A 21137-nucleotide genomic window follows, 5' to 3' on the forward strand; every position below is an offset into this window, starting at 1 on the left:
AAGTGGGTGGTGTGGTGATTCCAGTTGCGGGTGGCACCATTGCGTCTACACCAATTCCAGCCGACAAAGGCACCATGACCGTAGAGAGCTACGACCCTGCCACAGGCAAGGTAACGTACACCTACGACCCTGTGCCACAAACACATGGCAGCGAGCCATTGGTTGAATCGTTCCCGATTAAGGTAACGGATACAGGTGGTGGTTCTGCGGTTGAAAGCTTGGATATTGAAATTACCGACAGCTTGCCAGCGGCAAATGACGACAAAGCGGAAATTACGGAAGATGCCAAACCAAATAGTGTTACAGGCAAACTGAATGTAAATGACGACTTTGGCGTAGACGGTCAGCCTACGCCGAATACAGGCTACACAGAGGTTGCGAACCAGCCAGGTGAATATGGTTCGTTCACGATTGCTGCAGACGGTACATACACTTATGTCTTGAACAACGAGAACGAGAAAGTCAATGCTCTGAATCGTGGTGAGACTTTGGTGGATACGATTACGTACACCATTGAAGACAAAGATGGTGATAAGTCTACAGCCGTATTGACAGTAACCATTCAAGGTCGCGATGAGCCAGGTATTACGGTAACCAATGACCCAAGCAGACCAACAAATCCGCAAAGTGTGGAGACCCCAACGGTGCCAGAAGGTACGGATAAAGTGGTATTTGAAGGTGATGGTCCAGTGGGTGGCACATTCACTGTGAAGACAGATGAAAGCACAACCATTACCACGATTAATGTGGGTGGTACAGCGATTCCTGTGGAAGGTGGTACGATTAAATCAACGCCAATCAATACGCCAAAAGGCGGTACATTAGTGGTGGAAAGCTACGACCCGACAACAGGCGAAGTGAAATACACTTACGACCCAACGCCGCAAGACCATAAAGACCCAAGCGGTACGCCAAACAATACGCCTGTAATGGACAGTATCAATGTTCAAGTTACAGACGGTAACGGTAATAGCGCAGTATCTACAATTGATATTGCGATTACCGACAGCGTGCCATTGGCGGTGAATGACGCGACCAGCATTACTGAAGACGCGACCCCAAATAGCGTTACAGGCAGCCTGAAACCAAATGATAACTTTGGTGCAGACGGTGAAGCGGTACAAAATCCGTACACACCTGTAACAAACCAAGCAGGTCAATATGGCTCGTTCAAGATTGATGCAAACGGTGATTACACCTACACATTGGATAACAACAATGCGGCTGTGAATGCTTTGGGTAATGGCGCAACCTTGATTGATACCATTACGTACACCATCCAAGACAAAGACGGCGACACCGCTACCGCAATCTTGACGGTAACCATTAATGGTGTAACCGATGAGTTGGCATTGACAACGGCAACGCATACTTTGGTGGAAAATGCACCTGAAACCACAGGCGAAACTTATGTCATCACATACAAAGCGGCAGCAGGTATGCAAACGCTGACGGTGAATGGACAAGAGTTGGCTGTTAATAAAGTGATTACCACCGATAAAGGCAGCCTGAAAATCCTGACAATGGAAGAAGGCAAAGTAACCTACGCCTATACGCCAAAAGTGTTGCAACACACCACCAATGGCGAAACCGAGGTAGATACTTTTGCAGTTGTATTGACTGACCGCACGGGCGCACAAGCGACACAAAACGTGGTAGTGAACATCACCGATACGACACCAACTGCGGCAAATGATGTTGGCACAATTAATGAAAAAGAGACCAGCGTTACAGGTAAATTAGACACCAATGATAACTTTGGTGCCGATGGTCAGCCTGCGCCTAACACGGGTTACACACCTGTGGATAAGCAAGCGGGTCAATATGGTTCATTCACGATTGGCGCGGACGGTCAGTACACCTATACATTGGACAAAACCAATGCAGCAGTCGGTGCGTTGAACACAGGTGATACTTTGACGGATACCATTGTGTACACCATTACCGATAAAGATGGCGATACCGCGACTGCAACCTTGACCATTACCATCAATGGCGACACCAACCCAAGCTTCAGCTTGGTGGCAACCGACCCATTGGCGATTGAGGGCAACACCGCGAATAATCAATTGGTATTTACCGTTGATAATAATGGTGCGACCTTGACCGACAAGGTAACAGGTAAAGTGAAACTGGACACCACAGCCAGCAGCAAAACCTTGCAGGCTGCCGACGTTCAAACGATTACCGTGCAAGACGCAAACGGTACGCGTACAGTTACTTACGAGCAATTGGTAAATGGTATTGATGTGGTTACACCGCAAGATGGTACGAAACCAACGATTACCATTGTGGCAACAGACGACAATGTGTATGAACGCAGCGAAGATTTGGGCTTGACTTTGAGCGATGTGGCATACGTTGGCAAACCAACCGAGCCATTGACCATTACCAAAGCCAATGACAAAGGCGTAATTGCGGACAATGAAGGCACACCAGATAACCCAGATGATGACGACAAAGGCGATAAACCGATTGTGAACTTGTCTGGTCCAGCGACCGTGTCTGAAAGCGTGGGTAATGCGGAATACACGTTTACTATGGTTAATCCTGTAAGTGGGCAGCCTGCAACGTCTAACGAAGAAGTGGTGCTGACTTACAAAGTAACACATGGCAATACCAAAGACAAAAACCCAACTGAAGCAGGCGATTTTGCTGATACTGTGAAAATTGATGAAATCATCACGGTACGCATTCCTGCGGGTTCATCTTCAGCCAGCGTGTCCTTGCCGATTGTGAACGATACGGTTTACGAGGGTGCGGAAGGTTACACCGTTACTTTGGTGTCTGTAGAAGGCGCGACCAAAGGCAAAGATGTGGTAGAAACCACCATCTATGACAATGGCACAACCGATGGCAAAACACCAAATACACCTAACCCAGACCCAGACAAACCACGCATTGAGGTAGACCCACCTGTGCATGTGTCTGAAGAAGGCTTGGCTGGTGGTCGTCCAGATAGCAATCCAGTTGGCGTTGACCAAACGAACAGCCGTACAAGTTCAGGTCATATCCGTTTGTCTAATTTGGAAAATGCAGAAGCGTTGAAAGACACATTATTGGTGAAATTGACGACTGCACCGACCGATGTGCAATACAAAGGGCAGCCTGTAACTTGGGTGAGCAACGATGCGAAGAGCGAGTGGACGGCGTATGTGCCAAATGCAACGCAAAACGATGCAAACCGCGTATTGAGCATTAAGTTGGCAAACAACGGCTCTGGCACGGTAGATGGCGATAAATTGTCTTATGCTTACACGGTGGAATTGTTCAAAAACATTGACCACCCTGTGAAAGTTGACCCAGCCAATTCTACGGTTGGTTACGAAGACAATTTGGATATCAACTTTAGTGTGGAAGTATCGGAAAAAGCCACTGGACGTGTCTTGTTGAATGAAAGCAAGATTGTAACGGTGGTGGAAGACGATATGCCAGACCAAGATACAGTTGTGCATAATATCCAAGTGGCTCACGATAGCATTCAATTGAGTAATTTGGTTGCAGGCTTTACGGATACGGTGATGGGGCGTCCAAGTGCGATACAAGATGGTGTTACTATTTATAATGGTTATGATGCTTATCTTGTGGGTACCAATTTGACTTTGGTCAATCGCAATACGCGTGTAACTGAAGTAACCAATGCTAATTATGCTCGTAATAACTTGAACCAATTGGCTAATACAGATACGGATAACTTGGATGACCAATTGGCTTGGGGCTATAGCTCAAATACTACACTGAATGCGGGTTATGTATTGGAAGATAATGATTTATCTCAAACAAATATTAAAGATTTGTCTGAAAGCTTTACTTTGGGTACATTCACGCATCGCAATAATAGTATTTCGCCTAGTTATGGTACGTTGTTTGGAACCAATTTAGCTGTGCAATTTAATGTGAATATCAATGGTCAATCCACACAAACACCATTGGTTAAATTTGCTTTGACACACTTGGAGACAAGTAATGATACAAGCAATTTACAGGGAGTTCAGTCTAATGACTTTGTGATTGTGAAAAATAACCGCGAAGTGATTCAAGTGGGTAATACCGTTTATCGCTTGGTGATTGATGGTTTGACTAAGACTGGTGAGAATATTTACAATTCAGCTATTACTGCATTTAATGGCTTAACCAACTACGCTTGGAAAGCTGATAGCGGCGTAGGTGCGTTAACAGATGTAGAAAAAATGAATTTGTGGAATAACAATCTCAATATGTGGCGTGCAACCAATAAAGATGGTACCGCAGGTAAGGTTATGACTTTGGAAGATTTTGCCAAAGCAGTAGGGCTGCCTGAAACAGATAGTAATGTGATTAATATTTACAATCTGTGGAAAGTGGCACACACAGCGGCAGGTGGTACAGAGACTACCAAATCTGTGGCAACAACAGGTAATATTGCTAATCTGAAACCCGCAATACAAGCTTTGTTTGATGCGATTAATGGTTTGACCGTTGGCACAGCAACAGGCAATGTCAGTGAGCGTGTAAAAGCGAACTTTATCCGTACTGTGTTAGATGGTGCATTAATCACTACAGTGGAAACAACAGATAATAAATTTGACGTGAAAGCCCATTTGGAGCCATTGATTGATCCATTGGATTTGGAAACCAGCGTGGACATTCAAGGCAAGATTCACATTGGTGCAGACGCGCCTGAAGCGAAAACCGTGAAATGGATTGCTGTTGCAGGACGTGATGGTGTAGAAACTGTGGTGTATAAAAATGCAGCAGGTGCGGTGGTAACAGACCAAACCCAAGCGGTAAGCACAGAAATTACCACCAAATACGGTCTCTTCACAGGCAAAGTAGATGGTAACTACAGCTTCAAAGGTGTGGACAATCTGTCTGATGTGGTGGCTGCAGGTGCGAAAGGTGCGTTTAACTTCAACTACAACTACACCGACACCGATGGAGACTTGGTAACATCAAGCATTAAGTTTGATTTTGATGGCTTGACCAATTCCGCGATGAGTACGGCGCGTAACCAAAATGGCGTAGGCGATACCAATGATTACTTCATTGGTTCAACAAAAGCCGAAACCATTAATGGTAACGATGGCGATGACACCATTGTTGGCTACGGTGGCGCAGATACCTTGTTGGGTGGACGTGGTAATGATGTACTGTTCTACGACCCAGAAGCAACCATCAATGGCGGTACAAGCGCAGTCGGCAACAACCGTGATACCGATAATGACACCTTGTCATTGGCAATCTTCGGTCAGTTGAACGCCAATAAAGATGGTCTGTTACCAATTGATTTGACGACCCCAGCCGCATACGGCAAGGTAACGAATATTGAAACGGTGGACATGACCAACAATATGGCGCAAACTTTGAAGATTAGTGCAAGTGCTGTGTTGTCTATGTCTGATGACTTGAACCGCTTGATTATCAAAGGTGATGGTTCTGATATTGTGCAATTGGATCGCTCTCCAGTAAGCACAACGCAAAATCAAGACAATCCTTATGGTAATGATGGCAGCAAGTACACGGTTTACACCTACGGTAGCGGCGCAAACACCGCAACTGTGTATGTTGAGTCTGACATGAAAGTTGAAACCATCTTGTAATGTGTGCGTGAAGATTTTGGGTGGCTTTCAGGCTGCCTGAAATCGGAGTAAGCCAATAAAGCAAAGGACGTATTCCAGTTATCTGGAATGCGTCCTTTTTATTTGTGTGATTTTTGTGAATGAAAAAGTGAAGTAAAATATAGTGGGAAACCTTTGCAAAACCTTTTCAGGCAGCCTGAAAATCATCATCTCTGGAATCACATCATATGCAACCCACCCAACTAGACCCCAACAAACGCCTGATTATCCTAGACACCGAAACCACAGGTCTCTACCCCAATCACGCTGAAAACCCCGACCGACTCATTGAATTTGCAGGGCTGGAAATGAAAAATCGCCAGCTCACGGGCAATAATCTCCACTTGCTCGTCCACCCCCAGCGCGACATTCCCGAAGAAGCCAGCGCGGTGCATAACATCACCCTAGACCAATTGGTAGATAAACCCATTTTCGCTCAGGTCGCCCAACAAATCTTTGATTTTATTAATGGCGCGGAACTGGTGATTCACAATGCCAAATTTGACGTGGCGTTTTTGAATGCCGAATTTGCCCGCGTGGGTTTGCCCAAAGTGGAAACCATCTGCGACATCACCGACACCCTAGAAATGGCGCGTGAACGCTATCCAGGGCAAAAAAACAATCTGGACGCACTCTGCAACCGCTTAAGCGTGGACAGAAGCAAACGCGTGTATCACGGCGCACTCATAGACTGCGAATTGCTCGGCGAAGTCTATCTCGCCATGACACGCGGACAATTCAGCTTAATGGGCGATTTGGACGATGGCGAAGAAAATAGCCCCCAAATGATTCAATTAACAGAAAAATTTGAACGTACAGGCAGCCTGAAAATCATCTACGCCGATGAAAATGAACTCGCCGCTCACGAAGCCGTATTAGATGATTTGGACAAAAGTGTGGGCGGACGTTGCCTGTATCGCGCCGATTTGCCGATTGAAAAAGAAACCGAAACCCCACCATCTCCACTGCCCGAACCCGAAGAAACGGAAGAAGACGAAGAAGAACATTACGAAGAAATCGTGTAAACAAGGGATGATAATTTTATGAAACACATCGCTCTCATTCCTGCGGCAGGCGTGGGCAGCCGCTTTGGTGCGAATTGCCCGAAACAATATGTTGAATTGGCGGGTCAAACCGTATTGCAACATACCATTGATTTATTTAATCAAAATTCACGAATTCATCATATTGCCATTATTGTGTCGCCACAAGATGCTTTTGTGGACACGCTCATCAGGCTGCCTGAACGCGCCGCCGTGTACCGCGTGGGCGGTGAAACCCGCGCCGAAACGGTGGCAAATGGCGTGAATATTTTATTGGCAAATCAGATTGTTGGCGAAAAAGACACGATTTTGGTACACGATGCGGCGCGTTGCTGTTTGCCGCAAAGCGCGTTAAACCGATTATTGGACACGGCTGGTCATCACCCATATGGTGGGATTTTGGCGATTCCAGTCGCGGATACGCTCAAACGTCAGCAAAATCAAGAAACTAAAATTGCCGAAACCGTGCCACGCGCAGGTTTGTGGCAAGCGCAAACGCCGCAGCTTTTTCAGGCTGCCTTATTGCAAAAAGCATTACAAAATATTGATTTTAATGAAATTACCGATGAAGCCAGCGCAGTAGAACGGCTGGGCATTCAACCACTTTTGGTGGAAGGCGACAGCCGCAATATTAAATTAACCCGCGCCGATGACGCGGATTATGTGGCGTGGCTGTTGGAGCGTGGCAATGCGTAATCTGTGGATTGTGTTTTTGTTGGCAGCTTGCACGTCCAATTTGCCCGACACCGCCGCAATGGGCGAATTGGCGGCGTTGCGCCTGATTCAGTATCGTGATGGGCAGGGCAATGGTTTGATTCCAGTCGCCCGAAATGTGGGGGCAACGCGTGCGCGTTTGTGGCAACGCTGGCTCCACACCCACCAAGCCAGTTGGCAAAATGAGACACACACCAAATTATCAGGCACAACCAAATGGTGCGCCCAATGGCAACACGGCGAAACGCATGAACGCGTGTGTCGGCGAGAACAGGGTTTGATTTGGTTTGGGCGCGGCGTGTTGCGCGATAAAACGGCGTTGGCGCAGGCGGAGAAGATTTGGGCGTTGAAGAATTAGGGAGAATGGGGGGGATAAATCTTCATGCTGCCTTTGGGTATACGACAAAAATATTTGGATTACCTGAAACCTATCCCCTTTCCTTTGGGAGAGGGTTAGGGAGAGAGCAAAACAGTTAATGTACCACGATTTTTCCCTCTCCCAAAGGAGAGGGAGCTAGGGCGGTATATCAACTATTGCGGATAATCTTGTATTTTTTCGTATACGGAAAGGCAGCCTGAATCATCATATTCTGATTATTTAGGACGGCGGAAGGTGTCATGACACGCTTTGCAGCTTGCGCCTACTTCGCCTACGGCTGCTTTGATGTCGTCCAATTTACCGCCTTGTGCTGCGGCGTTTAATTTGTCCACCGCCGCGAAGAATTTGTCTTGTTCTGCTTTAAATGCTTCGGGTTTTTCCCAAATCACAGGCAGGGCATCGCCATTGCCTTTGGGGTCGTTTTGGAAATATTCAAAGGGTTCGCGTGCTTCTTTGGTAAATTGTTGGGCTTTGGCTTTGAATTCTTCGGGTACAAAGGCTTGGTCGCCATTTGCCATTTTTCTCATGGTTGAGAAAGTGGGCATAAAGGATTTGAATGCGGCGGTGCGGCTTTCCGACAAATCGCCTTTGCCACCATCGGCGGCTGGGCTGGCGGCAGGTGCAGAGCCGTTGGCTGGGGCGGTAGGCGCGTTGTCGTTACACGCGGCAAGCAGCAAAGTGCTGGCAATTAACAGGGCAAATTTATTCATGGTGTGTTCCTTAAAATTAAAATCGTGTTATGATGAAATCAGTACAAGATGATGAGATGATTTGATTCGTGTACTTGTAAAAACCAAAAGAAATCGCTCCATATTTTTCAGGCAGCCTGAAAAATATGAAGCAGCCGAATTGTAGCATAAAAAACATAAGGGTATCAAAAATATGGCAATTTTAATCACAGGAGCGTCATCAGGATTTGGCGCGGCAATGGCGCAGACGTTTGTGCAAGCGGGTTATTTGGTGATTGGCACGGCGCGGCGTGGCGAAAAATTGACGGATTTACAAGTGCGTTTGGGCGACCGTTTCCAGCCGATTGTGATGGACGTGTGCGATAAAGAAAGCGTTCAGGCTGCCTTGTTACACATTCAAACGCTGCCTGAAAAATTCCAAACCATTGATTGTTTGATTAATAATGCAGGTTTGGCTTTGGGTTTGGACAGCGCGGACAAAGCCAATTTTGCCGATTGGGAAACCATGATTCACACCAATATCATTGGTTTAAGCTATTTGACTCATCAAGTTTTACCGAAAATGGTGGTAAACAAACGGGGTTATATCATCAATATCGGCTCTATTGCAGGGAATTATCCCTATTTTGGCGGCAATGTGTACGGCGCAACCAAAGCCTATGTGCGCCAATTCAGCTTGAATTTACGCGCTGATTTGCACGGCACAGGCGTACGCGTAAGCAATATTGAACCAGGTTTGTGTGAAGGTTCGGAGTTTTCCAATGTGCGCTTTAAAGGCGATGATGAACGCGCCGCCAAATTATACGAATACGCCAACGCGCTCACCGCCCAAGACATCGCCGAAACCGCCTTGTGGCTTTACCAACGCCCCGCACACATGAATGTGAACACGATTGAAGTCATGCCCGTGTCGCAATCATTTGCAGGTTTGCAAGTGCATAAAGATGTGCCACCGCCACCACCTGCGCCAGAATTGCCTGTGGTGGTGGAAACACCGTCTGTTGCTGCCGCGCAATCTGAACAAGGTTTTTTGGGTAAATTGGCTTCTTTGTTTAAATAATATTTTTTTTCAGGCTGCCTGAAAATATACAACAAACACATGTAGGGTGCGCCGTGCGCACCAAATTCGCTACAATATTTATATTATTCAGCCATTTGGTGCGCACGGCGCACCCTACAGTTTGTGATTGGAAAAATTATCGTGAATTTTCAGGCAGCCTGAATCACCAATCCACCCGCAAACCATATTGCCCCAACACCATTTCCAATTCCGCCAATAATTGCGCCGATATGCCCACGCGCCATTTTGCGCCCGCCAATAAAGTTCCCCGAGCCATCTCATTTTCATATTCCAATTTGATGCCCACGCGCCGTCCCCATTCAGGCGTGCAATTGGGGCGCAGGATTTCCGCCAATTTTGCCACGTCCACTTGCGGCGTGATAAACAAAGTCAAACCACGCGCATAAGCCGCTCGCGCTTCATTCAGCGTATAAACCGCATTCGCATTCAAACGCAAACCATTGCCGCCATTAAAATGGTCTTCCGATACGCGGCATTCGCAGACCAAAACTTGGTCGGCTTTCAAAGTTTCTTTGGGCAAATTGTCCAATACTTCGCCACGCACCACCACTTCACGCGCCGCCGTGTCGTCTTCCAATGTGATGGCAACAAATTTGCCATTTTTACCCATAATTGTGCGAACTTGGGTAACAAAACCTGCCACCCTTTGCTCATTTTGACTGGGGCGCAAATTCAATAATGTGGTGCGTGCGATTTGGCGCACTTCACTGCGATATGGTTCAAATGGGTGCTGGCTCAAATAAAAGCCGATGGCGGTTTTTTCTTCAGCTAATTTTTGCGTGTCGCTCCACGCGGGTGCAGGCTGCATTTGAATATCGTCAATCACATCGTCCAGCATATCAAATAAGCCGCCTTGATTGGCGTTTTCCGCTTTTTGGTCGGCGTGTTGCAAAGCCAAATCAATATTGGCAAACAACATGGCGCGATTTGGCTCAATGCTGTCAAACGCGCCGCCTTTAATCAGGGCTTCCAAAACGCGGCGATTGGCGTGGTGTTTGCCCACGCGTTCACAAAAATCAAACAGGCTTTTGAATTTGCCACCTGATTCGCGTGCCGCCACCATCGCGTTTACCGCCGCTTCGCCTGTGCCTTTAATTGCACCGAGTGCGTAGCGGATTTGCTTATTCGCATTCGGAATAAAGCGGTAGAACGATTCATTCACATCGGGCGGCAGAAATTGAATGCCGTTGAGTGGGTGGCGCGCGTCATCAAAAAAGATTTTTAATTGGTCGGTGTTGTCTAATTCGCTGGACATGGTTGCCGCCATAAATTCGGCGGGATAATGCGCTTTCAACCACGCAGTCTGAAACGACACATAGGCATACGCCGCCGCGTGGGATTTATTGAAACCGTAGCCTGCGAATTTTTCCATATAATCAAAAATTTCATCGGCTTTTTCGCGGCTGATGTCTTGTTTGGCTGCGCCTTCGGCAAAGGTTTCGCGGTGTTTTGCCATTTCTTCGGGTTTTTTCTTACCCATGGCGCGGCGCAACAAATCCGCCCCACCCAAAGAATAACCGCCAATCACTTGGGCAGCCTGCATTACCTGTTCTTGGTACACCATAATGCCGTAAGTTGGCTCCAACACAGGCTCCAGCAAAGGGTGCATGTATTCAAATTTCGCCCCTTTCATACGCGCAATAAAGTCTGGAATCAAATCCATCGGGCCGGGGCGATACAGCGACACAAAAGCAATGATTTCTTCCAAATTCGTGGTTTTCGCTTGCGACAACATTTTTTTCATGCCGCTAGACTCAAATTGGAAGACGGCGGTGGTGTTTGCGTCTTGGAAAATTTTGTAGGCTTTTTTGTCGTCCAAAGGGGCGCAATTGACATCGTTCACGTCTATGGTTTTGCCTGTGGTTTGTTTGATGAAATGTTGCGCCATTTCAATAATGGTCAAATTTCGCAAACCCAAAAAGTCAAATTTCACCAAACCAATGTCTTCCACATCGCCCTTGTCGTACATGGACACGGGCGCGGCGTGTTCGTCCGCTTGATACACGCCGCAAAAATCGGAAATTTTCCCAGGGGCAATCAATACGCCGCCCGCGTGCATGCCCAAATTGCGCGTTAAATCTTCTAATTTCAAAGCTAAATGAATTAACTCGTCCGCTTCTTCATCTTGGACGATTTGCATGATTTCGGGTTCAGCCGCAATCGCGTCTTGCAAATGCAAAGGCTTGTTCGCCACCAAAGGCACGAGTTTGGACAAACGGTCGCACAGGGTAAACGGCAATTGCAACACGCGCCCCACATCACGAATCACGGCTTTAGACGATAAAGTACCAAAGGTAACAATTTGGCTGACCGCGTCTTTGCCGTATTTTTCGCGCACATATTCAATCACGCGTCCACGATTGGCTTGGCAAAAGTCAATGTCAAAGTCGGGCATGGACACGCGTTCTGGATTCAAAAAGCGTTCAAACAGCAGCGCGTATTTGAGCGGGTCTAAATCCGTGATTTTCAAAGAATAGGCAACCAGAGAACCCGCGCCCGAACCGCGTCCCGGCCCTACGGGACAGCCGTTTTGTTTTGCCCAATTGATAAAGTCTTGCACAATCAAAAAATAGCCAGCAAAACCCATTTGCACAATGATTTTTAATTCAAAATCCAGCCGTTCTTGATATTCAGGCAGCCTGCGCACGCGTTCTGCTTCATCGGGATACAAATTCGCCAAGCGTTCTTGTAAACCCAAATTAGACAAATGGACAATATAGTCGTTTAAATTCATACCATTGGGCGTGGGGAAATCGGGCAAGAAATTTTTGCCCAGCGTCAGCGTTTCGCTGCAACGCTTGGCGATTTCCACGCTATTGGCGAGTGCTTCGGGAATGTCGGCAAAACGCGCCGCCATTTCTTCGGGCTCAATAAAATATTGGCTGGCGGTGAATTCGCGTGGGCGTTTCGGGTCGGTGAGTGTCCAGCCTTGCGCGATACACACGCGGGTGTCGTGGGCGAGAAAATCGCCTGATTCCAAAAATTGCGCGGGGTGGGTTGCCACTACAGGCAAATCCAATTCCGTCGCCAATTTCAGGCTGCCTGAAACCACTTGTTCCCATTCAGGTTTTTCGGGTAAACGCTGCAATTCCAAATAAAACGCATTGGGAAACCAAGCCGCATATTGTTGCGCGATGGTTTTCGCTTGCTCGGCGTGTCCCAGCATGAGTGCGCTGCCTACCGCGCCCAAGTGCGCCCCCGACAGGCAAATTAAACCCGAATTGTCGCCATTTGCCAGCCAATCGGGGTGGATTTCGGGGGGGTGATTGCCGCGTTGTTGCGTGTGGGCGGCGGTGAGCAATTCGCTCAAACGCGTGTAACCTGCGCCGTTGCGAATCAGCAACAGGGCGCGATGAGCGTGTTCGGGTTTACTCGCATTGTGAATGCGAATGTCTGCGCCCATAATGGGTTTCACGCCCACGCTTTGGCAGGCTTTGTAAAATTTGATTAAACCAAATGTATTCATTAAATCCGTTAAACCAAGCGCGGGATAGCCAAATTTCGCGGCGGTTTTCGCCAAATCTTTCACGCGAATGGTGCCGTCTGTGATGGAAAATTCCGAATGGGCGCGTAGGGGAATGTAAGTGGGTAGGGGCATTTCAGGCTGCCTGTAGAATATGAGAATAGGGCGGATTTTAGCATTTTTTGATTTGGGCAATCAGATGGTGGGCGCAAAACAAGTCTGTCCAAATCAGCAAACCCATTTTCAGGCAGCCTGAAAACTGCTACCATCACACTTTTCCATATTCACAAAGGAAACCACCATGACACGCATGGTAAACTGCATTAAATTGGGCAAAGAAGCCCCCGCCATGAAATTTCAACCCCTGCCCAATGAATTAGGCAAACGCATTTTTGAAAACGTGTCCCAAGAAGCATGGGAAGCATGGACACGCCACCAAACCATGTTGATTAACGAAAACCGCCTGTCGCTCGCCGACCCACGCGCTCGTGAGTATTTGGCGCAACAAATGGAAAATTACTTCTTTGGCGATGGCGCAGACCAAGTTCAAGGCTATGTTCCGCAATAATTTTCAGGCAGCCTGAACGCAGATTTAACAATATTTTGCGCGAACCGCTACCAAATTCGCACAAAAACAGATAAAATCACTTTAATTATATTTTTAGGTGGTTTATTCTAACTATCTAATTTTTTTACCGACCCATTTAAGGATTAAACAAATGTCTATTGAACAACAAGTTAAAAACATCGTGGCTGAACAACTGGGTGTTTCTATTGATGACGTGAAAAACGAATCTTCTTTCCAAGACGATTTGGGCGCGGATTCTTTGGATACCGTTGAATTGGTAATGGCTTTGGAAGAAGCATTCGGCACAGAAATCCCTGACGAAGACGCTGAAAAAATCACGACCGTACAAGCCGCGATTGATTATGTAAACGCAAAACAAGCTTAATTTTTGATTCATTAAATTAAACTTGAATACAGCCTCTGATTAACGGCTCATGCTGGGAATTGGGGGCTGTTTTACTGACTGGGTTTTCGGTAGGATAATCCATCTATTTTTTGTTTCAGGCTGCCTGAAAATGGGCGCACCCTACTGTGATTTTGTTGTGTACTTTCAGGCAGCCTGAAAACCCGTTTCCCAAATAATCCAAACAAGAGAATCATCATGAACAAAAGACGAGTAGTCATCACAGGTTTGGGACAAATTTCCCCTGTGGGCAACGATGTAGAAAGCGCGTGGCAAAATCTGCTCGCGGGCAAAAGCGGCATTGGCACCATTACCCAATTTGACGCGTCCGAATTAACTTGCCACATCGCGGGCGAAGTGAAAGATTTTGACGTGAGCCAATACATTCCCCCCAAAGAAGCACGCCGCATGGATAAATTTATCCATTACGGCATTGCTGGCGCATTGCAAGCGATTAGTGACGCAAAATTAGACGAATTCACCGAATTGGACAAAGACCGTGTGGGCGTGAACATTGGTTCGGGCGTGGGCGGTTTGCCTTTGATTGAAGATACGGTGCGCGGCGTGGTGGCAAATGGTGGTCGTAAAATCAATCCATTTTTCATTCCAGGCTGCCTGATTAATTTGATTGCGGGACACGTTACGATTTTGAAAGGCTATCGTGGACACAATTATGGCATTGTTTCCGCTTGCGCTTCGGGTACGCATGCGATTGGCGATTCTTTCCGCAAAATTCAGTATGGCGAAGTAGATGTGATGATTGCGGGCGGCGCGGAGAGTGCGGTTTGCACGGTAGGCATTGGCGGTTTTGCCGCGATGAAAGCCTTGTCCACGCGCAATGATGACCCAGCCGCCGCTTCACGCCCTTGGGACAAAGACCGCGATGGTTTTGTGATGGGCGAAGGCGCAGGCGTGCTGGTGTTGGAAGATTTGGAACACGCGCAACGGCGCGGCGCGAAAATCTACGCAGAAATCGTGGGTTTTGGCGCAAGTTCCGATGCTTACCACATTACTGCGCCCAACGCGGAAGGCCCAGCATTGGCATTGTCTCGCGCGATTCAAGATAGCGGTTTGGCTTTCGAAACAATTAATTATGTGAACGCGCACGGCACATCTACCCCATTGGGCGATGCGAATGAAACCAACGCCACCAAAGCGGTGTTTGGCGAACACGCGAAAAAATTGGTGGTGAGTTCTACCAAATCCATGACGGGGCATTTGCTCGGCGCGGCTGGCGGCGTGGAAGCGGTGTACAGCGTGTTGGCAATCCGCGACCAAATCGCCCCACCCACCATTAATTTGGTGAACCAAGATTTTGACGCAGGCTGCGATTTGGATTATTGCGCGAACACGGCGCGTAAATTGGAAATCAATGCAGTGGCGAGTAATTCCTTTGGTTTTGGTGGCACAAATGGTACGCTGGTGTTTAAGCGTTTTGATGGTTAAATTATTGAAATAAAAAGATACAGGCAGCCTGAAAGTGGTTTTCAGGCTGCCTGAATTATTTTTTCATCCATTTTGCATAAATCAAACCGCCCCACAATAAACTCAACACCCCCACAAAAAACAACAACGCCCAAGTTGGCAAAGACAAACCCATTAATTTTTCCACCTTGCCACACACGCCCGTGCCGCGAATAATCGGCTCATACCAATCAAATAGGGGTGCACCGCGCAAACGAAACGTCCATGGCGCACCGCACGATGGCTGTTCGGTAATCGGCAGCGATTGAATGTAAATTTGTTTCGCGGCAATATACGCGCCAAACGCGGTCGGTACGCTCACGCCCACCGCCGCCACCAGCCGCGCCCATGCTCGGCTCAAGGGCAAAATCAACATCAGCAAAGCCAGCAAAGTCAGCACCATCATCGCCACGCGTTGTTGAATGCACATCACGCAGGGATTGAAATCAAACACATATTGCATGGTCAAAGACACTATGCTGCCTGAAAAACCAATCGCCAACACCAGCCACAGGATTTGCCGATATGGATTTAATTTTAAAAAATAATGTATTAATTTCATGATTGGAATACCTGATAAATTGAGGCAGCCTGAAAACTGTGTTCAGGCTGCCTTATTATTTGGTTTACCTGAATTATTCTTCAGGTTGCTCTCCATCGGAATCGTCTTCGGGCGAACCCACCACAATCAGGTTTTCCAAACCTGCGTGATTGCGAATTTTCTGGTCAATTTCGGCGGCGATGGCGGGATTTTCTTTCAACCACACGCGCACATTGTCCTTACCTTGCCCGATTTTGGAGCCATTGTAGCTGAACCACGCACCTGATTTTTGAATCACTTCCGTTTTCACACCCAAATCAATCAGTTCGCCTTCATAGCTCACGCCTTCGCCATACAAAATATCAAATTCGGCGGTGCGGAATGGTGGCGCGACTTTGTTTTTGATGACTTTGACTTTGGTTTCTTTGCCAATCGGTTCATCGCCTTCTTTGGCTTTGATTTGCGTGGTGCCGCGAATGTCCAAACGCACAGACGAGTAGAATTTCAAAGCATTACCGCCCGTAGTGGTTTCAGGATTACCAAACATCACGCCAATTTTCATGCGGATTTGGTTAATAAACACCACCAAAGTATTGGTTTTTTTAATGCTGCCTGTTAATTTGCGCAAGGCTTGGCTCATCAAACGGGCTTGTAAACCCACATGGCTGTCGCCCATATCGCCTTCAATTTCCGCTTTTGGCACGAGCGCGGCAACGGAGTCAATCACGACCATGTCCACACCACCCGAGCGCACCAACATATCGCAGATTTCCAAAGCCTGTTCGCCCGTATCGGGTTGAGAAACCAGCAATTCTTCCACTTTCACGCCCAGTTTACGCGCATAAATGGGGTCAAACGCGTTTTCCGCGTCAATAAAGGCGCAAGTGCCGCCATTTTTTTGGCATTGAGCGATGGTTTCCAAGCACAAAGTGGTTTTACCCGAAGACTCGGGCCCGAAAATTTCCACAATCCGACCACGCGGCAAACCACCCACGCCCAGAGCCAAATCCAAAGTCAAAGAGCCTGTTGAAATCACTTGCAAATTGTCTTCTTGGTGGCTGCCGTCCATTTTCATGACTGCGCCTTTACCAAAATTTTTCTCAATTTGTGCCAATGCGGCGGCGAGTGCTTGGCTTTTCTCATTGCCTGTATTTTTTGCGCTGACTGCGTCTTTTTCTTTCTTTTCTGCCATGATGATTTGCTCATTTTTTGGTTAATGGAGTGGGAATTTTAGCAGTTTTCAGGCTGCCTGTTTTATAATTTTGTTTAACTGGTTTTCAGGCTGTCTTTTATTTTGGTCAATCAGAAAATGTAGGGTGCGTACTACGCACCAAGTTATTAAAATGATTTGAGATTTGGTGCGTGATACGCACCCTACATACTTTCAGGCAGCCTGAAAACCCCATTTTTATCCCACACAACAGGTTATCCCAAAATGAAAAAATCCCAAACCGAACTCAAACGCCTAGCCGCCGAAAAAGCCGTTGAATTTGTGCCTGAAAACGAATACATCGGCATTGGCACGGGCAGCACCGTGAATTTATTTATTGAAGCTTTGGGCAAAAGCAGCAAGCAAATCAAGGGCGCGGTGGCGACTTCCCGCGAAAGTGCGGCTTTGATGGCGCAATATGGCATTCCCGAAATTCACCCAAACGAAGTCAGCAGCCTTGCCGTGTATGTGGACGGTGCGGACGAGATTAACCCCTTGTTGCAAATGATTAAAGGCGGTGGCGGGGCACATTTGGGCGAGAAAATCGTGGCGCGTTTGGCGCAGCAATTTATTTGCATTGCCGATGAAACGAAATATGTGAAACGCTTGGGCAAATTCCCTGTGGCGATGGAAGTGATTCCGATGGCGCGGAGCATGGTGTCGCGTGAATTGGTGAAATTAGGGGGGCAGCCTGAATTGCGTATTGGCTTTAAATCTTTGAATGGCAATGAGATTGTGGACGTAACAGGTTTGGATTTATCGCAACCGATTGCGATGGAAGATAAATTAAACGCGATTTTGGGCATGGTGGAAAACGGCATTTTCGCGCGCGACCCTGCCGATTTGTTGATTTTAGCCAAACAAGATGGCGTGGAATTGATTACGGCGCACGTTTAATGTTTAGATTGCCTTTGGGTACACGATAAAATAATTGAATTATTTAAATATTTCGGTAAATTCTGGTGCGCACGGCGCACCCTACATTTTATTTGCTGAAAAATTTTCGTGTATTGGAAGGCAGCCTGAAAATCCAATTATCAAATAGGAAAATTAAAAATGACCCAACTCTATGATTTCACATTAAACACCGCTTCTGGCGAAAGCAAAAACTTGGGCGATTATCGCGGCAAAGTTTTGCTGATTGTGAACACCGCCACCCGTTGCGGCTTAACACCCCAATACGAACAATTGCAAAGCCTGTACGCCAAATACCGCGAGCAAGGCTTGGAAATTTTGGATTTTCCCTGCAACCAGTTCCGCGAACAAGCCCCCGAAGCCAGCGCAGAATACGCGCAAGTTTGCCAAATGAAATTCGGCACCCAGTTCACCATTTTTGACAAACTGGACGTGAACGGCGACCACGCCAACCCCTTATACGTTTACCTGAAACAGCAGCAGCCTGAAGACAAAGGTGATTTTAAATTCAAAGATTTGCTGTTGCGTTTAGCGTCTTTGGGAGAAGAGCGCGGCGCGAGCGATATTAAGTGGAATTTCACCAAATTTTTGGTCAATCGTGATGGCGAAGTGGTGGCGCGTTTTGCGCCGAGTACCACGCCGCTTGAATTGGAAGATGAGATTAAAGTCTTGTTAAATTAAATTATTTTTGTCAATCAAAATCGGGGCGGATTGAATTTTCCGTCCCGATTTGTTTATAGTCGTAGAAATGAAAATGCAGTACAAGGCGACAACGCCCGCTGTGTACGAATAGTACATAAGGGCGTTGGCAACGCCGTACTGCTTTTTCAGTTCTGCGACTATATTTTCAGGCAGCCTGAAACAGTGGATTAAACCCCGATAATTTCTGCGCTTCCGCAAAACTAGGCAATTCTGCGCCATCGTCAAGGGCTTCATTTAACTGATAAATTTGCTCCACTTGGCAATCCACCATTAAATCTAGGAAATTTTGTTGCACCACACCAATGTTTTCGCGCGGCGAGAGTGTCCATGTAAACACTTGTGGCTGCAAACCATAGGCGGCTTCGGCGGCACTGAAACCAAACAGCAAACGCCCCCCCGCTTGTGCCGCCATCACCACACCCACGCGTGGGCTTTGCAAGCGAATGGCGCGAATCGCATTTGCCGCAAACACGTCCAAAGCCATGCGTAAACGTGTGTGGTTGGCATCGGCGAGCGCGGCGATGGGCGCATTGGGCGCGAGCGGATTGGTAAACAGGGTAACGCCTTGTGTTGCCAAATTTTCCTGCCAAACCTGCATTAAGGGCAGGGCGGCTTCACGCAAATTTTGCCCCAATGCGTTTTGCACATTCGGTTCGCCATAACCCAGCGCGTACAAAACGTGAACCGACTGGTCGGCAGGAATAGGTAGCGCGGTGGAGGGCAAGCTGGCGGCAAATTGCTCGGCAGCCTGAAGATTTTGTTTGGCGGCATACCATTGGTCGGCGGTGATTTCGGCGAAATCTTGGGCGCGAATCAGTTGTGGCAACCATTGGGCGCGGCTCAAGGGGCGCGTGTGTGGATAGTTGGCAAGGCAAGCGGCGAGTTCGGCGGTGGGTGCGCTGGTGTGGAGTTGCTTCGCTTGTTTGCTGCCTGCGACCACCACAACGGGCAGGGCAAACCATTGAATTTCGGTTTCATTTTTGGCGTTTAATACGTCTGTCAATGCGTCCATCAGCGCGGTATAGGTGGGCGCGTCTGCCGCCATGCTCATGGCAACAGATAAACCTAAATAGAAATTTTGCGCCAACATTTCATTGATTTTGCTGCGTAATTGTTCTGTGGCGAGACTGCGCCCTGTGCTTTGATGAGCGATTTGGCTGGCATACAGCAGCAATTCATTTTTAACAGGGTCGGTGGGGTAGGGGCGTGTGTCGGGGAGCAGTAAATTCATCATGGGTAAATTATAGGGTTGAAATAAAATGGGAAAAAATTTTCAGGCTGCCTGTCATTTATTCCCTCCCCCGTCTGGCGGGGGAGGGTGAGAGGGACAGTTTTGTGGCAATTATGCTTTCAGGCTGCCTGTTAAACACGATATTCGTTTGCCAATTGCACATAATTATTTGCCGAATATTTTAAAAATTCGCGTTCTTCGTCTGTTAAAGGGCGGACTTTTTGGGCGGGCGAACCCAGATACAAATAGCCGCTTTCCAAGCGTTTGCGCGATGGCACAAAGCTGGCTGCGCCGATTATCACATCGTCTTCAATAATCACGTCATCTAAAATCGTGCTGCCCATGCCCACCAAAACGCGGTTGCCGATGGTGCAGCCGTGCAACATCACATGGTGTCCGATGGTTACATCATCGCCGATAATCAGGGGCGAACCATTCGGTTTGGCGGCGGTTTTGTGGGAAACATGGAGCATGGACAAATCTTGAATATTGGTGCGATTGCCAATGCGAATGCAGTTTACATCGCCGCGCAACACGGCGTGCACCCACACCGATGAATCTGCGCCAATTTGCACATCGCCAATAATCACGGCGGTTTCGTCTAGCCATGCGCTGGGGTGGATTTGGGGGGTGTGGTGTTGGAATGGGCGTATCATGGGTTTGCCTTTGGGTTGAATAAATGAGTTTGGGGAATGGGATTGTAGCAAAGATTTGGTTTCAGGCTGCCTGAAAATGGTTGCCCACTACAATTATTATCTTGAAAGTAAATCAAATAATTGATTTTTAAGTTCATCAAAAGACAATTCATCGGTTTCACTTCCACCCCATGCCAAATATGTTTGCTGCATACGCTGAAATAACACCTGTGGAGAAGTCGCCAAAATATGCGAAAACTGAACCGTATCCACCATGATATTCAACACGCCCAAAAAGCGTGTTTCAGTTTTAACAACATGAAATTTTAATATATTGCCCGACACATCATAAATGGCGTATTCATTATTCAATACATCAATCGGTTCTATTTTTTGTTCAATTTCATCAATGGTTTGAAAAATATCCAATGAATTGCCTTCAAATACAAAAAAGGGCGCGGTTAAGATTGGCTTATCCATGATTTTTTCCTTTCAGGCAGCC

General features: G+C 47.4%; 19 protein-coding genes. 10 read left to right on the forward strand and 9 right to left on the reverse strand.

Features of this window, described 5'->3' with window-relative positions:
• From Q338_RS06000 to Q338_RS06015, 4 genes are all read left to right on the forward strand, one after another.
• A partial coding sequence (locus Q338_RS06000) for a VCBS domain-containing protein (protein ID WP_034293057.1) occupies positions 1 to 5579 on the forward strand: 5579 nt, incomplete at its 5' end.
• 206 nt (positions 5580 to 5785) lie between these two features.
• Positions 5786 to 6622, forward strand: a complete 837-nt coding sequence (gene dnaQ / locus Q338_RS06005; protein WP_034293059.1) for a DNA polymerase III subunit epsilon — start codon at positions 5786 to 5788, stop codon at positions 6620 to 6622.
• 18 nt (positions 6623 to 6640) lie between these two features.
• Positions 6641 to 7336, forward strand: coding sequence for a 2-C-methyl-D-erythritol 4-phosphate cytidylyltransferase (ispD, locus tag Q338_RS06010; protein WP_034293061.1), 696 nt, complete (start codon positions 6641 to 6643; stop codon positions 7334 to 7336).
• On the forward strand, positions 7329 to 7712 hold the full coding sequence (locus Q338_RS06015; protein WP_034293063.1) for a hypothetical protein: 384 nt from the start codon (positions 7329 to 7331) through the stop codon (positions 7710 to 7712). The genes ispD and Q338_RS06015 overlap by 8 nt, the downstream gene beginning before the upstream one ends.
• A gap of 236 nt (positions 7713 to 7948) precedes the next feature.
• Here Q338_RS06015 and Q338_RS06020 read toward each other — a convergent pair whose 3' ends face one another.
• Entirely contained in the window at positions 7949 to 8443 is a 495-nt protein-coding gene (locus tag Q338_RS06020; protein WP_034293065.1) for a c-type cytochrome, read from the reverse strand.
• A 172-nt stretch (positions 8444 to 8615) separates the two neighbouring features.
• Between Q338_RS06020 and Q338_RS06025 the strand changes: the two genes are divergently transcribed.
• Complete coding sequence (locus Q338_RS06025; RefSeq protein ID WP_034293068.1) at positions 8616 to 9482, forward strand: SDR family NAD(P)-dependent oxidoreductase; 867 nt, start codon at positions 8616 to 8618, stop codon at positions 9480 to 9482.
• Positions 9483 to 9645: 163 nt separating this feature from the next.
• On the opposite strand, the gene dnaE is transcribed toward Q338_RS06025, so the two are convergent.
• Entirely contained in the window at positions 9646 to 13101 is a 3456-nt protein-coding gene (dnaE, locus tag Q338_RS06030; protein WP_034293069.1) for a DNA polymerase III subunit alpha, read from the reverse strand.
• The gene (locus Q338_RS14840; protein ID WP_169815851.1) at positions 13029 to 13235 is read right to left on the reverse strand and encodes a hypothetical protein; all 207 of its coding nucleotides are present in this window, start codon (positions 13233 to 13235) and stop codon (positions 13029 to 13031) included. The genes dnaE and Q338_RS14840 overlap by 73 nt, the downstream gene beginning before the upstream one ends.
• Positions 13236 to 13267: 32 nt before the next feature.
• On the opposite strand from Q338_RS14840, the gene Q338_RS06035 reads away from it, so the two are divergent.
• Positions 13268 to 13534 (forward strand): oxidative damage protection protein, encoded by a 267-nt coding sequence (locus tag Q338_RS06035; protein ID WP_034293071.1) that lies wholly within the window; start codon positions 13268 to 13270, stop codon positions 13532 to 13534.
• 151 nt (positions 13535 to 13685) lie between these two features.
• Positions 13686 to 13919 carry an acyl carrier protein gene (gene acpP, locus Q338_RS06040; protein ID WP_034293073.1) on the forward strand — a complete coding sequence of 78 codons (234 nt, stop codon included), beginning with the start codon at positions 13686 to 13688 and terminating at the stop codon, positions 13917 to 13919.
• Positions 13920 to 13990: 71 nt separating this feature from the next.
• On the opposite strand, the gene Q338_RS14430 is transcribed toward acpP, so the two are convergent.
• Positions 13991 to 14158, reverse strand: coding sequence for a hypothetical protein (locus Q338_RS14430; protein ID WP_156961046.1), 168 nt, complete (start codon positions 14156 to 14158; stop codon positions 13991 to 13993).
• On the opposite strand from Q338_RS14430, the gene fabF reads away from it, so the two are divergent.
• Complete coding sequence (gene fabF, locus Q338_RS06045) at positions 14136 to 15383, forward strand: beta-ketoacyl-ACP synthase II (protein WP_034293075.1); 1248 nt, start codon at positions 14136 to 14138, stop codon at positions 15381 to 15383. The genes Q338_RS14430 and fabF overlap by 23 nt on opposite strands.
• Before the next feature lie 55 nt (positions 15384 to 15438).
• On the opposite strand, the gene Q338_RS06050 is transcribed toward fabF, so the two are convergent.
• Entirely contained in the window at positions 15439 to 15963 is a 525-nt protein-coding gene (locus tag Q338_RS06050) for a disulfide bond formation protein B (protein ID WP_034293077.1), read from the reverse strand.
• Between the two features lie 73 nt (positions 15964 to 16036).
• Positions 16037 to 17134 carry a recombinase RecA gene (gene recA / locus Q338_RS06055; protein ID WP_034293078.1) on the reverse strand — a complete coding sequence of 366 codons (1098 nt, stop codon included), beginning with the start codon at positions 17132 to 17134 and terminating at the stop codon, positions 16037 to 16039.
• Positions 17135 to 17377: 243 nt separating this feature from the next.
• Between recA and rpiA the strand changes: the two genes are divergently transcribed.
• On the forward strand, positions 17378 to 18049 hold the full coding sequence (gene rpiA, locus Q338_RS06060; RefSeq protein WP_034293080.1) for a ribose-5-phosphate isomerase RpiA: 672 nt from the start codon (positions 17378 to 17380) through the stop codon (positions 18047 to 18049).
• A 159-nt stretch (positions 18050 to 18208) separates the two neighbouring features.
• Positions 18209 to 18748: a glutathione peroxidase gene (locus Q338_RS06065; RefSeq protein ID WP_034293082.1), complete on the forward strand. Its 540-nt coding sequence runs from the start codon at positions 18209 to 18211 to the stop codon at positions 18746 to 18748.
• Between the two features lie 166 nt (positions 18749 to 18914).
• Here Q338_RS06065 and Q338_RS06070 read toward each other — a convergent pair whose 3' ends face one another.
• The 3 genes from Q338_RS06070 to Q338_RS06080 form a co-directional block, all read right to left on the reverse strand.
• Complete coding sequence (locus tag Q338_RS06070) at positions 18915 to 20000, reverse strand: conjugal transfer protein (RefSeq protein WP_115723657.1); 1086 nt, start codon at positions 19998 to 20000, stop codon at positions 18915 to 18917.
• 131 nt (positions 20001 to 20131) lie between these two features.
• Entirely contained in the window at positions 20132 to 20656 is a 525-nt protein-coding gene (locus Q338_RS06075; protein ID WP_034293087.1) for a gamma carbonic anhydrase family protein, read from the reverse strand.
• Between the two features lie 96 nt (positions 20657 to 20752).
• Positions 20753 to 21115 carry a hypothetical protein gene (locus Q338_RS06080; RefSeq protein WP_051968514.1) on the reverse strand — a complete coding sequence of 121 codons (363 nt, stop codon included), beginning with the start codon at positions 21113 to 21115 and terminating at the stop codon, positions 20753 to 20755.
• Between the last annotated feature and the right edge of the window lie 22 nt (positions 21116 to 21137).

It is taken from the genome of Alysiella crassa DSM 2578 (genome assembly GCF_000745955.1).
Classification (GTDB): Bacteria; Pseudomonadota; Gammaproteobacteria; order Burkholderiales; family Neisseriaceae; genus Simonsiella; species Simonsiella crassa.

Bases quoted from the DNA above. Each gene is read 5' to 3' on its own strand.
- Q338_RS06050 (WP_034293077.1), bottom strand. From the start codon at position 15,963: ATGAAATTAATACATTATTTTTTAAAATTAAATCCATATCGGCAAATC.
- Q338_RS06025 (WP_034293068.1), top strand. From the start codon at position 8,616: ATGGCAATTTTAATCACAGGAGCGTCATCAGGATTTGGCGCGGCAATG.
- Q338_RS06070 (WP_115723657.1), bottom strand. From the start codon at position 20,000: ATGAATTTACTGCTCCCCGACACACGCCCCTACCCCACCGACCCTGTT.
- Q338_RS14430 (WP_156961046.1), bottom strand. From the start codon at position 14,158: ATGACTACTCGTCTTTTGTTCATGATGATTCTCTTGTTTGGATTATTT.
- Q338_RS06015 (WP_034293063.1), top strand. From the start codon at position 7,329: ATGCGTAATCTGTGGATTGTGTTTTTGTTGGCAGCTTGCACGTCCAAT.
- rpiA (WP_034293080.1), top strand. From the start codon at position 17,378: ATGAAAAAATCCCAAACCGAACTCAAACGCCTAGCCGCCGAAAAAGCC.
- Q338_RS06035 (WP_034293071.1), top strand. From the start codon at position 13,268: ATGACACGCATGGTAAACTGCATTAAATTGGGCAAAGAAGCCCCCGCC.
- dnaE (WP_034293069.1), bottom strand. From the start codon at position 13,101: ATGCCCCTACCCACTTACATTCCCCTACGCGCCCATTCGGAATTTTCC.
- acpP (WP_034293073.1), top strand. From the start codon at position 13,686: ATGTCTATTGAACAACAAGTTAAAAACATCGTGGCTGAACAACTGGGT.
- Q338_RS06080 (WP_051968514.1), bottom strand. From the start codon at position 21,115: ATGGATAAGCCAATCTTAACCGCGCCCTTTTTTGTATTTGAAGGCAAT.
- Q338_RS06075 (WP_034293087.1), bottom strand. From the start codon at position 20,656: ATGATACGCCCATTCCAACACCACACCCCCCAAATCCACCCCAGCGCA.
- recA (WP_034293078.1), bottom strand. From the start codon at position 17,134: ATGGCAGAAAAGAAAGAAAAAGACGCAGTCAGCGCAAAAAATACAGGC.
- ispD (WP_034293061.1), top strand. From the start codon at position 6,641: ATGAAACACATCGCTCTCATTCCTGCGGCAGGCGTGGGCAGCCGCTTT.
- Q338_RS06065 (WP_034293082.1), top strand. From the start codon at position 18,209: ATGACCCAACTCTATGATTTCACATTAAACACCGCTTCTGGCGAAAGC.
- dnaQ (WP_034293059.1), top strand. From the start codon at position 5,786: ATGCAACCCACCCAACTAGACCCCAACAAACGCCTGATTATCCTAGAC.
- Q338_RS06020 (WP_034293065.1), bottom strand. From the start codon at position 8,443: ATGAATAAATTTGCCCTGTTAATTGCCAGCACTTTGCTGCTTGCCGCG.
- fabF (WP_034293075.1), top strand. From the start codon at position 14,136: ATGAACAAAAGACGAGTAGTCATCACAGGTTTGGGACAAATTTCCCCT.
- Q338_RS14840 (WP_169815851.1), bottom strand. From the start codon at position 13,235: ATGGTAGCAGTTTTCAGGCTGCCTGAAAATGGGTTTGCTGATTTGGAC.